Genomic DNA, 14283 nt, shown 5'->3' on the forward strand with positions numbered 1-14283 from the left:
CGCACTGATGAATCCGGGAAGCGTAACCAGTCCGCCTCCCTGACTGAAGCCGGAAAACTCCAGCCTCCGCTGGCCCAATGTCTGGGAGCAGTTCACCTCTTCGACAGACCAGAGCTCAATTCAATATAGGACAGAAGAAATCATCGATCAAATAAAACGGTCAAAATAGAAAAACTATAAAATACAAAAAAATATCTTCAATGAAGCCCATGAAAATATAAATCAACGCTACAATCGACATCCACTAATTCTCGACAATTCATCTCTTTTCTGTTCTGAAGTGTCCATTCCTGAAATAGATCTCTCAAATTCCAATATTTTAGATCCGACAAGGAATCTATACCAATACCCTTGAAGGAAGTGATAGATAAGCCCTTCGCGGCCATCAAGAAAACCCAATTGGAATACATAACGCATTACAAAATACCCAAGCGCAGACACCGAGAATGGCATACGATCGTATATCTTTTCCTTTACGAAGCGCTTCACAAAGGCCTGTCGCGATAACCTGTCGTCTTTCAGTGTTTTATCTTCAAGCAAACCATAACGACGACCGAGAACTTCAACAGCTTCACGACTTGCATATTTATTATGTTTCTCAGTAAAGAAACTAAGATCGTTGAGATTATCGTCGACGAACGGCGCATCAAATGTAATTGTCTCCCCACCCCAAACGACGATGTGCTCGTCCATCCAACGATCTTCAACGCGGCCCTGCCCTTTACGCCAAATACGGGTCAGAATCAGCGGATAGCGCCCGCCGTGTCGGATCCATTTTCCCAAGAACACATGCTTGCGCTTAAGATTGATTCCCGCGACGTCCGGACCAAGTGCAGGAATGCGCTCGGAAATTTCCTTTGCTAGTTCGGGTTCGATGACCTCGTCGGCATCCAGACGCATCACCCAATCCGATTCTATGATCGCATTGTCCATTCCCCACTGGAACTGTTTGGCCTGGTTGACGAAGCGGTTCTGCAAGACGGTTGCCCCCAGCGCGCGCGCAATTTCAACCGTCTGGTCAGTCGAAAACGAATCGATGACAACGATATTGGAGGCGAACGGCTTGACGCTGCCGATCGCCCGCGCGATGTGCCGTTCCTCATTGTAGGTGAGAATGACTACGGATAGAGAAAGCATCACAACGCGTGCCTTTCGTTGGCCATCCTTGTCACGAGGATCTCTGCAAGCGGACGCCGCGGCGAACGGGCCACCTTCAACGCACCGCGCGACACGGGTCGACCAACGGCGATCATCATGATCAACCGCTCGCCCTCGTTGATGGAGCCGACCTGCTTGATGGCGTTTTCCACCTTATGAGTGACCGCGAGATTAAGCGGGCAGGATGCAATTTCCAACGCATGACAAGCAAGCATTACATTCATCGCAAACAATGCGCCATCGACATAGGCCTGGTTGCGCTGCTGCGCGCCGCCCCAGGCGGCGAGATCGGATGTGATGACGAATAGGTTGTTGACATCGGCAGAAAAGCCCGTCGAGCCCGCCTGTAGTTTAAGGAGTCTATCGATATCATCCCGGTTTTGAAAGAAATATGCCTTGCAGGACTGACGATTACATTGTGATGGCGCGGACTGGGCAATGCGCACAATGTTCTCAACATCGGAACGCGCCAGCGTCTCATCGGCAAACATACGGTTGCTGTGGCGCGACACCAGAAGGCGTGCTGCTGGCGGAAACTCGTCATAGGTCTCGTCGTCCAACCGCCTCAGTCCACCATCGGGACTGATGGAGTTGACCTTCTCGTAGCGATCGAGAAAGGCCGCCATCTCCACCAGCAGCGGATCGTTGACAGCACGCTTGCTATGCAAGTCGATATAGGCATGAAAAATCCCGCAAACCTTCTCACCCGGCAAGCGAGAGAAAGTCAAATCGTACCTATCGACCGCCTTCATCAGAAAGCGGATCTTGGCCGCCCCGAATAGCGAACGCGGATTGGCAAGCGAAAGCCCTTTCTCGAGGGCATGTGCCTCGATCAGGATCTTGTAAAACAGCTTGCGCGTTTTATCTTGGAAAGGCGAGATCCCACAGTAGCGGAAATAAGTAGCGGCATCGGCAAAATATTCCGTTAGGAACATGCTTACCTTCTGGATCTTGCTCACGAGTTCCACCATAGACGATCTCCGTAGACATACCGTTTCATGCGGCGAGTTCCGAGGCCACGCGGCGGGGTTTGATGACAACACAGGGGTGACCGGCACACACGGACCAAGCCGGCAAATCCTTGGTGACGAGCGAGCGAGCGCCTACAACCGTGCCGCTTGCGATCGTGACCCCGGGCATCACCATGGATTCAGCGGCAATCCAGCAATGATCACCAATCATGATCGGCCGGGTTATAAGTGGGCGACGCAACGAGGTGATGTCATGCGACCCCGTACACAGGAAGCTTCTCTGGCTGACGGCAACCTTCGAGCCGATCACGATCTTCTCCATCGTATAACAATCGACACCATCTCCAAGCACCGACAGTTCGCCCATCTCCAGGTTCCACGGGGCCCAGACGAAGCAGGAGGCGGCCACCTTGGAGCCTCTGCCAATGCGCGCGCCAAAGAGACGTAGCAAGAAGATCCGCCAGCCGTTACAGAAACCGCGGGGCGTCGGCCGGAACAACATGAGCCAAACCAGAACCCAGATCCCACGCTTTATTTTCAGCGACCTGGGAATGGTGTCGACATAACGCAGACTTGAGAAGTCAGTCACAGGGTCGCTCCTGCTGTTTCCAGCAGTTGTGCGGAGAGATAGTCCCGTCCGGTTGCCTGCATGGCGAGCAGTTTGCCATGAACAGCTTCCCAGTCGATCTCTTCGCCGAGCCGGCGGCGCGTTGTTTCCACGTCACCAGCCTGCACGAACCTGTCCATCAGGTCGAGTTGGCCCAGGAGATTGCGCACTCGCTCGTTAAGGCCGCCCTTTGAACCAGGTAGACCGACGGTAAGGAACGGCTTACGAAGGAGGACGCTCAATACGGTACCGTGGAACGAGTTGGTGACGACAAATGACGCCTGATCGATCATTGCCGCCCAGCCGGCCGGCGAAGGGTACACGGTCTTGCCAATCTCGCGCCAGCGACGGTGGACATTGTAGGGCGACACAATTTCCGCTCCCAGCGTCTGCGATACCCGCGTCGTAACCTCGCGAATTCCGTCCCCCGTGCGCAGTGCATAGCAGAAGACATGTCCCCGCCCCACAGGCTCGGCGCGTGCGAGAAGTTTGGAAAAGTCACCGAGAAGGATCGTCGGATCGGGAACACAGACGGTAGCGCGACCGGTGATGCGCCGAACAATCTCGACGCCGCTCTCCTCACGAACGGAAAGACCGTGCATACCGGTGAGAAATTGGCGCATGTCGCCCTCGAAGGAAGACTCCAGGCTGCCCTTGCCGAAGCTCGGTGCGTAGGCGATATGCCGGGCATTCCCCGTATTTTTCAACGCCAGGAAATAAACAGGGTCAAGTCCTTTCTGTGGCGATGGGTTCCAGATCTGGTCACTGCCGCAGACAAGCGCATCGAACCTGCCGGAGGCGCTAGCGAAGAATGCCTCGACCTCGGCCTGGTTCTTTAAACGATCACTATTTACACCAAGCACATCACGGCGGAAAGTTTCGAACCTTTCTGCCTGGAGCCTGCTGCCGAACAGCTTGCGCTGGAGCGTCGAGAGACGAAGATAGGCCACCTTCAGATTGCGGCGGAAAGCAGCAGGGCTAAGCAGATTCTCAAAATCGCCCCCTTCTTCAACGTAATTTGGATGGTAGTTGACGAACTCAGCCTGGTGCCCCTGATCGAGAAGCCATTGACGCAAACCATAAGCCTGCATCAACGCGCCGAAATTCTCGGAGAAATGATAAGTCAGAATACCAATACGTTTCGAAGTCACGCCGAAAATCCCTTGCTCAAATGCATTGACTGGCTGAGAGCGGATAACGTTCTATCTGCACCGGACGGTGGCCTAGCCGATTTTTCCAGAAGATCTGCTAATCTCCGAACAGAACCATCAATATGAAACTGATTCAGGAAGCCCTGCCTAGCTGCGATCTTGAAATTATTTTTTTCCAAGATGGGCAGCCTGTTCCAGGATTGAAGAAGATCAAGGACGCCTTCCCTCGTATCCTCCTTGATGATAGCCGCTCCCGTCTCTTCGACCTCTCGCCATATATTCACGCGACGTGTGGTCAATACAGGTGTCCCGCACGCCATTGCTTCCGGTATGACGAGACCAAAATTTTCCTGATGCGACGGCAAGACAAAGACGTCCGCTTCATAAACCGCGCCCCATTTTGCGTCGCCTTCCAGCATCCCCGGCCAATGGATGCGACTTGCTATTCCCAATTTATGCGACAGTTCCACGAGTTCAGCTTTCCACCCGAGCTGGTCTGGTCCCGCCATAACCAGATCCAGATCGGGGTGTTCGTCAGCGACTTTCGAAAACGCCTCAATGAGAAGATCGCAACCCTTCTTGGGATGGATTCGGCTCATGAACAAGGCGTAACGGCGCCCTTTTACCGCTGGCACCAGTTCGAGAAAACACCTTGCCTGGTTTTGCGAAAACGGGGGGACATCCGGAATTCCCAACGGGATCGTTTCCTCCGTGTAGGCAGGCCCCCAAAACACGTTCCGCGCGGAGCGCCTCTCCTCGTCGCAAGTAAAGGCCACCGCCTTGGCGCCACCCAGGACACGCCCTTGGAACACCCACCAGAAAAACTGTTTGGCAACGTGCTTAACGGGGGATTGCACCCTAAACCAAGGGTCCATCATCCCATGGGGAAAAACTATATATGGCAAGTTTGCAGACTTCATACCCTGATAACCGCCAATGGAGGCGTGATTCCAGAGGCCTTCGATCACCCCGACATCGTATTCACCGCCATGCTGCGCAATCCACTGCGTCAGCTTCGGCGTATATCCATATTTTCGAAACCACCGGTCAACCGGATGAACAAGACATGGGAAATCTGATAAAAACGCCTGTCCCTCTTTATCGAGAGTTACGACTTCAACCTCATGACCCAAATCCATAAGGCCTATGGTGGTTGAGCGAACAGCCTCCACCACCCCACCAGCGGCGGGGTTCAAACTGGATACGACCCGCAAGATCCTCATATTTTTTGCACCATTCCAGAATAAATCAGGCTGCGTCGCTGCCAACAGCGGCAGATAAAAGAAATATAGAAAGCCAGCATATACAATCGAATAACAGTTCGCCCAGGTTTAGGTCGATTGGTTCGCGAACGAAGACATGCACTGCTGAAATAGCAGCAAATTTCTTTAACCAGTGACATGAGCGAACAGGATCCGTTTATTAAAAAACTAAAATAGACACAACTCACGAAAAATTTGAAGAGCGCGACGCCATCGAATCCGAAGCCCGTGTAGCATTCGCCGCCCCCAAAGCCAGATTGTAACTGCACGAACAATTCATCACCATAAGCTCCTCGCCTTTTGCAAGGCACTCAATTCACGCCTCCAGCCAAGCTGCTCTTCGGATGACGAAGAAACAGCCGCAGGAAAACAGTGACGACAGCGATTGCCGATATCCGCAACGTCACCTGCCTCCTACCCGCGAAATCTAAATACATCCACACCAGCGGGCCGAAAAACATCATCAAAATCGATTTTATTTACTAAACGATACTAGGCGATACGGGTGAAGTTGATCAAGATGAATACGGCGGCGAGGAAAACAAGAGCGGAGAAATTGTGTTTCTTTTCTCGCAGCATTGCGCTATCCGTTTGATGCGCTTGATCTTTCTGGCCTGCCGCGATCAGTCAAAGCAGGCTGGGCGCTCCCGTTCCACCCTCGGCGAGCGCTGAAGACAGACGAAAGCGGCGCTGGCCATACTGCAAGGCCAAGGAAGCTGGGCATCAGCAGGCTATGGATCAAAAGCCTACCATGCTACACGGCCAATAGCCGCGCCCCTCCAGCGTGAACCACCAGCCGCCCTCCGCTGCCGATCATCCTGCGCCCGTTCGTATTGGCCGCGTGATGGTGACTGCAAGTCCCGCATGATGAAGCGGCGCATGCTGTGTGACGCAAGCGCGGCTATCGCTGCATATTTTCATCTCTGATCCAAATCGCACGCCTCAGCCACTTGCCTGACCTTAACACAAGCGCATACACTAGAACCAAGCTCCAAAAAACTAGTCGCTAAAGCTATAGTCGAGCGAGCCATCGAGGATAAACCGATTGCATGAAGATGTAGTTTGCCAAGTCCACTCTTGAGACGTGTATACGGAATTTCATGGTAGTAAATTTGGTCAAGCCGATACCTAACAACAAGGCGCGTCACGGAGTTCGTCTGCTGGTCAATGTCGCCGGAGCCTTTGGAGCACGCGGCATCAATCTCGTCATTGCATTTCTGACAGTACCCCTGGCCTTGGCAGGACTTGGCGCGCACGACTACGGAATCTTCGCGGTAATCCTGTCGGCAGCGACGTTTATCGCCTATGCGGATTTCGGCATGGGTCTGGCGATGGTCAACCCGATTGCGACATCCGAAGCACGCGGAGATCACGCGGAAACGCGGCGACTGATCAGCGATACCTGGAGCCTGCTTCTGTGTATTGCAGCGGTGATCTTCGTCGTCGGCGCGGTGACGATCGGTGCTTTCGTTCTGACGGAAACCTTGATCGCCGACAATATTCTTGCCTGGCTGGTGCTATTGGCCGGCGTTGTGATCGGTTTGCCGGCGGCCATTACCCAGCGCGTTCTGTTTGCGCTCCAGCGCAGCTATGAAGCCAACCTGTGGATGAGCGCAGGACGGGTCGCATCGCTGGGAGGCGTCTATGCAGCCTACCAGCTCCATTTGGGCCTTTGGGCCTACGTTTTCGCCATGCTGTGCCTGCCGGCACTGGTTGGTTGGCTCAATACGGCCCGCCTGTTCCGATACAATCGCCGGGACATTTCGCCGACTTTCTGCGTCTCGGCCGCCACGATGCGCCGCCTGATGCCGGAAGGGCTGCGCTACACCATTCTCCAGATCGGTCCCTACATCGAAACCGGCTTCGATGTCGTGCTGATCGGCTCCATGCTGGGCCCTTCTCAAGCAACGTCGTACGATCTGATCACGCGCGCCTTCAACTATATTCCGGCATTGGCGAGCGTCGGGGTGATGCCGCTTTGGCCGGCCATAGCTGGTGCGATCGCCAGCGGCAATGCCCAGTGGGCCGAAAAGATCAGACTTTTGTCATCGGTAGCGTTGCTGGTCGTCACAATTATTCCCACAATTCTGCTGGCGATTTTTCATACGCAGGTCCTCCATCTCTGGACGGGTTTGGAAATAGTCTTTCCTATGCTGTCATTGGCTGCATTTGGGTTCGTGGCTGTGTCCATTTCGTTCATAGGTCTTCGGCAAAGCAGCATTCTAGCCACAGAAGGGCCAAAAAGGCTTTTTTACCTGCAAATTGTATTTATTGCCGTGCTTATCCCTTCAAAGATCGCCTCAATATGGCTCTTCGGAATTTTTGCATTGCCGCTGGTGACGGCCTTTGTTTATTTCTTCCGGTATTTTGCGGTATTTTATATTGAGAAAAACGTTCCGCATCATGTCCGGGAACAAGTGCTCTGAATTAGCTTTTTGAAGATCTCAGTCACAGGCATTGGAACAAGCTCCCCATGGGTATACTACAACGAGTAACTTGGCTGCTTTCCGGACATTGGCGCCGCAGAACAGGCTCCGACATATACTATGCTCCAATAAACGCCTTCGTTGGTCATACCAGTAAAATTGGTAAATACTGCCGTATCGGTCGGCGCTCGAAGGTTATGGCATCTACCCTGGGTGACTATTCATACATTTCCGCAGGGTCGATACTTTCCAAGACACATGTCGGAAAATTTTGTAGCATAGGCCCGGATGTGGTCATTGGGGGCCTCGGCAAGCATCCATCACGTTGGCTTTCGTCGCATCCGGCGTTTTACTCAACCCGAATGCAGTCTGGTCGGACCTTTGTGACGACCAATATGTTTGACGAAATTCACGAGACATATATCGGCAATGATGTGTGGATCGGCGTCCGCGCTGTTATTCTGGATGGAGTAAGGGTTGGAGATGGAGCAATTGTAGCCGCTGGCGCTGTTGTCACCAAAGACGTAGATGCTTATGCAATCGTCGGAGGTGTTCCGGCCAAAGTCATAGGATACCGTTTTGCTGAGGATGTGAGAGCGTCGCTTCTTGCCCTTGAGTGGTGGAACTACCCGGATCATATCCTATCGAAGATCGCGGAGCATTTCTCAACGAAGGAAGAATGGACCGTCAACGACGTCGACGCGTTGCGTTCCAAGGCCGAAGCAATAGCGCTTGAAGATGCCGAAGGTGATCGACTTTGACATAGACTAAGAGAACATGATTCTCGACGATGGTCCCGCGACCATTTGCTGTAATTGCGGAACTTTTTGAACCGGCGATGTAAGGACCAGAGTTTCTGTGCGTTTGCTCCTCGTACTGATCGCCTTGGCGATGATCGTTGAATTCAGTTCTGGCGGCCGTCTGACCGGTGCAGAATTGTTAATGATTCCGTTTGCCATCAAAGCACTGGCCCAAGGGAAATCAGACCTTCCATCGATCCGCCATTTCTACATCCTTGCGGGACTATGGTTTATCGGTGCCATCTCGTCAGACCTGATAAACCAGTCAACTTTCGAAGACGCGGTGCGCGGACAAGCGAAGATCATCTTTTTCGTACTGAACGTCACGGCACTTCGAAGCCTAGTCGGCACTGACCGGAGCCGAGCCGTGCTGCTCATATTTGCCTTGGCAGTCGCCAGTTCCCTGCGCCTTGCTTTGGGCTTAAACGGCGACGAGCTGGCGGAAGACCCGCTCGGAAACGCGTGGAAATTCGGCTATGGACAGTTGTTCAGCATGGCGTCGTTGCTGGTATCGGCCTATGCCCTGCGATCGGTCTGGCTACGGCCATTCAGCAGCCTGCCACCTTTTGCCGCTGCGTTCATCGCCCTGATGCTGAATGCGCGCAACCTCACAGGCCTAACGGCACTCGCGGGTCTCGTTGTAGCATTCATCGGCGGGCGTCGCCGACCGCTGTCAACTCCGTATCTTTTGACGATTCTCGCCGCGGCTCTGGTCGTGGGGATGACCGTTGTCAACCTTTACAAGTATACGGCAAGCGAGGGACTTCTCGGCCGCGAAGCCCAGGACAAATATATCGCGCAAAATGAGGGGAAACTGAACTTCCTATTGGCGGGGCGGACAGAATCGCTGGCGTCTACGCAAGCCATCATCGATGCCCCAATCTTTGGCCATGGTTCCTGGGCTCACGATATCGATTACGTTTTTCTGATGTTGAGCCGAATGGAGGAGGCAGGGCTCCAAGTCAATTGGATGAACGTTCAGAGCGACCTTATCCCGACCCATTCACATTTGCTGGGCGCCTGGGTCGAGCACGGCATCCTGGGTGCAACATTCTGGTTCTGGGCCCTGTATATCACCATAAAAGGGATACTTGCGGCCGTGCGTCGTCCTGATCCCCTCGCCGGTTTCGTCGTGTTCATTGGCATCAGCCTCTTGTGGGATATTCCATTCTCACCGTTTGGCCTGGAGCGGCGGATGGTGACAGCCGTTTGGCTGTACCTCATGATCCTCTATGCAGATCGGGGTAAGGCGACGGCACCGGCGAGCCCAAAGGTAATCACAAACAAATTTTTCACCGCGTCGAAAGTTAAAGGCCACTAGATGAAGTTCTCTGTTGTTACGATTTCATTCAACCAGGCGGAGTTTCTGGAGCGGACGATGAAATCCGTATTCGACCAAACTGGCGTCGATGTAGAATATATTGTCGTCGATCCGGGCTCGACCGACGGCAGCCGGAACTTCATCCTTAGTCATGCCGATCGTTTGGCACACACAGTTTTCGAGCCGGATGATGGGCCGGCCGACGGTCTTAACAAAGGCTTCAGCCATGCGACCGGGGACATTTACTGTTATCTGAACTCGGATGACACGTTTGAACCGGACGCGCTGAAGCGCGTTGCCGCATATTTCAACACCCATCCGGACGTGGATGTCGTGATGGGACATGCCTTGATCATCGATCACCACGATCGCCGGTTGCGGCGGACATGGTCCGAGCCCTTCCGGCCGCTGATGGTCGCCTATGGCGCATCCACACAGATACAGCCATCGACCTTCATCCGACGGGAAGCCTTTATTCGATCGGGAGGTTTCAAAGTTGCCAACCGGAGCAACTGGGACGGCGAACTGCTCGTAGACCTCTCGCAGACGGGCGCCCGCTTTGGGATCATTGATGCTTTCCTCAGTTGCTACAGACTGCATCCGGTGAGCATCACCAGCAGCGGAAAGCTGAATGAGAAGATACTTGCCTTCTCCCGGCACAGGTTCGAGCGAATCATGGGACGTCCGTATGGCCGTAACGATCGGTATATTTCTCGGGTCCTGCGCATGGTAAACCATCTGATGCATCCGAAGGCGTTGCTGGAACGCCTTCGGTTCGGGCCGATCTATCGCCGGAGCGTGCAATGATTGGAGCCCTCATTCAGGTTGCGCTGTGGATACTGCCCTGGACTATCAGGCGCAGGCTAATCATGGCTATATTCCGTTTCGAAATTGCGCCGACCGCCCGTATAGGTTTCTCGATCGTTTTAGCTCGGCATCTGCAGATGGGCAGTGGCGCGCGGATTGGCCATTTGACGGTCATCACGCGGCTGCGCCGTGTCGAGATGGCCGACTCGGCGCTGTTGGGTAATCTCAACTGGATTGGCGGTATGCCCGACGGAAACCGGCGGCATTTTCATGAAGAGGTGGACCGCTTTCCAGGCCTCATAATAGGGCCGCACGCGGCGGTTACTCACCGCCATCTCATCGACTGCACTGACTTGGTCACCATCGAGGCATTTACCACCTTCGCCGGATGGGGATCACAGATTCTTACGCACGCCATAGATCTGGATACCTGCCGCCAAAGCTGCGCCCCTGTGACAATCGGCCAATATTGTTTTGTTGGCACGCGCGTCGTCATACTCAAGGGCGCACGGCTCCCGGATCGCAGCGTGCTGGCTGCCGGTTCGGTGCTTGCGCGTCCTGGTCTCGAGCCGGATGGCATTTATGGTGGAGTTCCCGCTGTCTTTGTAAAGAAAACGCGAGAAGGTGCGGCCTATTTCCGGCGTGAGAGCGGGTTTGTCAGCTGATAGCTTATACCAAGTGTCGAAAATAGAAACCTATAGGTTCCAATCATCTACACTTGGTATTACGCTCCGAACAAATAGTGCTGGATTGAAGGAGGCGAATGCCATGCCGCCAGGTTGCGCCTCGTTTGCCGTATGGTTTGGCTTGAGCTCGCGGGGGCGTTCACAACGGGTTCGCTTTTCCGCGAGGGCGGCGTGGCATGGGTTTGGCGAGGCAAGTGCGCCGAACCGGTTTCGCTCGACGCTGTGTGCATGCCTCTTGCTTTTTGCCGGTACAGCCGCTGCTTCGTCGGACGACATCGTCATCGACCCAACGACACCGTCGGATACTTGGTTCGCCGCTGCGACGGCACAACTCCTGCCAGCGAAACCCGAAAAGGGTTTCCAAGACCTGCCAAGTGGACAGATTGGCTGGCTTGAGTTCTCGTTTGAAGTCACAAGCGCCGGTTGGCGACGGCTGGATATCGGCAGCCGCGACCAGGATCTTGACTGGCATGAACTTGACATCGACGCGCCTGAGCCGCCGCAAGGTGCCAAGGCCATCCCAGGGGCTCTGCGTCCAGGTGATTGGGTTTGGCTGAATGCGGGGACGCACCGGCTGCGCATCGGTAACTACTTCTGGCATGGATTGAAGAAGATCGACAGGATCCGGCTCGTCGCGCCGGATGACGATCAGCCCGGGGCCTTCCGCGTTTTGGTATCGGCAGACTCCTCCGTGGCCAGTGTCGGTGCCTGCCAACCAATGCAAATCGTGACCGGAGGGACAGGCAAGGCGGCGCGCATTTCGGCGTTGTTTCGAAGAGGCAATGCCTTCATCGGCAAACAGGACCTGAATGTCCCCGCGACACCTGCGCCTGTCACGCTGTCTCTGGATCTGCCCTGCGATGCTGCCGGTGACGTGTCCGTTGTTGTCACCATGCCCGGCGGGCGAGGGAATGCCCGGCTGGAGAGCAGCTACCGATACAGCGTTTTCGATTCTCGCATCGTCGAGCCGTCTTTCCACCGTGGTGACCTCCTGATCGACATCGATCCGGTGGCGCAAGCCCCGGATTATACGTCCGGGGGAGAAACCACGGTGACGGGAAATGGCCCGGAAGCGTATCGCGAGAGCGGTTCGAACGGGGTCACGAGGTTTGCCCGCAAGCAGGCTCTCTTCGGTGAACCGAGCTGGTTCGCCTACACCGTCCGCGGCCTCACCCCGGGGCAACCGGCCCTGTTCGAGGTGACCTATCCCGACGATGCCCAGCGGGTTATGGTCGCCGCGATAAGAGATACAGCAACACGCAATTATCCCACATCGATTGGCATGGAAACCGGAGCGCAGTGGCCGCTGTCCCATCAGATGCAAACACGGGAAGCCGTATTTTGGCCAAGCAGTTCCGAGGCGCGCGTCATCGTCTTCACGATGCATGACGGCATGCGGGCGGCTGTGTCGCGTGTCCGCGTCTACAGCATGGCGACGGACGAGGCGCCCGCAGCACCACCGAATCCGGGCAACCGTGATATGGTGATCTGGAACGAAGAGGGCGACAGTTTTCGCGCCGTCGTGGGCCTCAGCTCCGCTCCAAATGTCATCGTTGGACCGGTCGATCGCTATCTACGGCTTGCCCGCGCAGCGGGGACCACAGTCTTCTCGCCGACGGTGGTGATCTACGGGTCACAGCTCTCTCCGTCCCACTTCAATATCGCGTTCAACAGGCAACGTCAGGACTTGACCGCCGCTTTTCTTCTCGGCGCGCAGCATTACGGGATGCGGGTCATGCCAGAGCTACACCCGCGCGCTGACGAACTGCTGTGGCCCGCACGCACGGAGGCCGAGATCGGGCGGCGACTGTTGCTCTCTGGCAGCGGAGAGACAAACCTGTATCAGGCAACGAACCAAATCCGCAGGCCACCCCACTACAATCCGATCGATCCGGACGTTCGCGCTTGGTATCGGGATATGATCGTCGAATTCACCAAACGCTACCAGAAATTCCCCAATTTTGGCGGAGTTCAGCTGCGCGTGTCGCAATGGGTCAATTCGTCTCTGAACAATTTCGTGTCGCTTGAGTGGGGCTATGATGCAGCCACTGTCTCACGTTTCTTCCATGATACCGGGCTGGTTCCACCCGCAGGCCTTGATCTCAGCAACGACACCCCCGATGGGGCCCATGCTCGTTATGCAATCCTCACCGGTAAATTTCGAGCGCGCTGGGTGACTTGGCGATGTGTCCAGATCCGCGACATCTTCGCTGACATCACCGCAGCCGTTCGCGCAATTCGACCTGACCTCACCGTTTCCATCAACGTCTCTGCTATGGGCCATGGCCAACAACCCGGTTACGAGGAACTGCGCGAGATTGGCATCGATTCGATACTTCTGGCCGCCATTCCCGGACTGCACCTGATCGACGGGCGTTTCAGCTACGGAAACAAGGAGAGCGGGACGGCATGGCAAAACTATCTGCGCACGGCGGCACTCGCGCCGGATGCTCTTTCGGCACTCGCCCCAGCCGATCGACGTCCGGAGACGATGGTGACGATGCAATATATGGAGATCCCAGGTTCCAGAGTCTGGCCGAGTGCCAGGATCGGCCTGCCCAATACGAGGGGCGAACCATGGATCAGCGCATCGTCAGAGCCGTCCGGGCGGGAGCGACTGGCGCGCTTCGCCGAACTTGTTGGATTGTTCGATGTGTTCCAACTCGGAGACGGCGGCAACGGCTACGTGTTTGGAGATCAACAGACCGCTGCCTTCATGCGCGAATTCACGGCATTGCCACGAGTGCCCTTCGACCGTCGCGCGTCCAGCTCGGATAAGCTCATACTGCGCCAACATGGCGAAATGTTCTATGTCGTCAATGTTTCGCCCAAGCCCGTCCAAGCTCTCATTCGGACCGAAAGTGCGGGCATGGTGCGTCAGTTGACAGATGTGAAAACAGTATCGGGCACTGACGGCAGCCTAAACCTGACCCTTCAGGCCTATGAAATCCGTGCCTTCCGCGCCGACAAGTCCCCGATTTCTCTAACAGGGGAAGTCAAGGAAACCGTTCAACCGGATAAGACTGGTGGATGATCTCGTCTACCCTATCGCAACATTGGACAAAGCATCCGCCATTCTGCCGATGCCTCCAAC

The 14283-nt window shown here is 55.1% G+C and carries 11 protein-coding genes; 6 read left to right on the forward strand and 5 right to left on the reverse strand.

The annotated features are described in order from the left end of the window. Positions 1 to 228 precede the first annotated feature (228 nt). Genes J2858_RS17150 through J2858_RS17170 form a run of 5 tightly spaced genes read right to left on the reverse strand, consistent with a single transcriptional unit; the run spans position 229 to position 5110 of the window. Positions 229 to 1137 carry a glycosyltransferase family 2 protein gene (locus tag J2858_RS17150; RefSeq protein ID WP_210106066.1) on the reverse strand — a complete coding sequence of 303 codons (909 nt, stop codon included), beginning with the start codon at positions 1135 to 1137 and terminating at the stop codon, positions 229 to 231. Beyond that, complete coding sequence (locus J2858_RS17155) at positions 1137 to 2129, reverse strand: nitroreductase family protein (protein WP_210106067.1); 993 nt, start codon at positions 2127 to 2129, stop codon at positions 1137 to 1139. Before J2858_RS17155 ends, J2858_RS17150 begins: the two co-directional genes overlap by 1 nt. Before the next feature lie 25 nt (positions 2130 to 2154). Then, on the reverse strand, positions 2155 to 2718 hold the full coding sequence (locus J2858_RS24330) for a putative colanic acid biosynthesis acetyltransferase (protein WP_210106068.1): 564 nt from the start codon (positions 2716 to 2718) through the stop codon (positions 2155 to 2157). Further along, a complete protein-coding gene (locus J2858_RS17165; RefSeq protein WP_210106069.1) occupies positions 2715 to 3887 on the reverse strand; it encodes a polysaccharide pyruvyl transferase family protein in 1173 nt (390 codons plus the stop codon). The genes J2858_RS24330 and J2858_RS17165 overlap by 4 nt, the downstream gene beginning before the upstream one ends. Next, a complete protein-coding gene (locus J2858_RS17170) occupies positions 3884 to 5110 on the reverse strand; it encodes a glycosyltransferase (protein ID WP_210106070.1) in 1227 nt (408 codons plus the stop codon). Before J2858_RS17170 ends, J2858_RS17165 begins: the two co-directional genes overlap by 4 nt. A gap of 1139 nt (positions 5111 to 6249) precedes the next feature. Here J2858_RS17170 and J2858_RS17175 point away from each other — a divergent pair. The 6 genes from J2858_RS17175 (at position 6250) to J2858_RS17200 (ending at position 14223) form a co-directional block, all read left to right on the forward strand. Next, entirely contained in the window at positions 6250 to 7575 is a 1326-nt protein-coding gene (locus J2858_RS17175) for a lipopolysaccharide biosynthesis protein (protein ID WP_210106071.1), read from the forward strand. A 395-nt stretch (positions 7576 to 7970) separates the two neighbouring features. Then, positions 7971 to 8336 (forward strand): CatB-related O-acetyltransferase, encoded by a 366-nt coding sequence (locus J2858_RS24260; protein WP_281067744.1) that lies wholly within the window; start codon positions 7971 to 7973, stop codon positions 8334 to 8336. A 97-nt stretch (positions 8337 to 8433) separates the two neighbouring features. Then, a complete protein-coding gene (locus J2858_RS17185; RefSeq protein ID WP_210106073.1) occupies positions 8434 to 9696 on the forward strand; it encodes an O-antigen ligase family protein in 1263 nt (420 codons plus the stop codon). Then, positions 9697 to 10503, forward strand: a complete 807-nt coding sequence (locus tag J2858_RS17190) for a glycosyltransferase family 2 protein (RefSeq protein ID WP_210106074.1) — start codon at positions 9697 to 9699, stop codon at positions 10501 to 10503. Beyond that, positions 10500 to 11168: an acyltransferase gene (locus J2858_RS17195; RefSeq protein WP_210106075.1), complete on the forward strand. Its 669-nt coding sequence runs from the start codon at positions 10500 to 10502 to the stop codon at positions 11166 to 11168. Before J2858_RS17190 ends, J2858_RS17195 begins: the two co-directional genes overlap by 4 nt. 256 nt (positions 11169 to 11424) lie before the next feature. After that, a complete protein-coding gene (locus tag J2858_RS17200) occupies positions 11425 to 14223 on the forward strand; it encodes a hypothetical protein (RefSeq protein WP_210106076.1) in 2799 nt (932 codons plus the stop codon). Positions 14224 to 14283: the final 60 nt, after the last annotated feature.

Origin of the sequence: Neorhizobium galegae (assembly GCF_017877135.1) — a bacterium.
GTDB lineage: Bacteria > Pseudomonadota > Alphaproteobacteria > Rhizobiales > Rhizobiaceae > Neorhizobium > Neorhizobium galegae_A.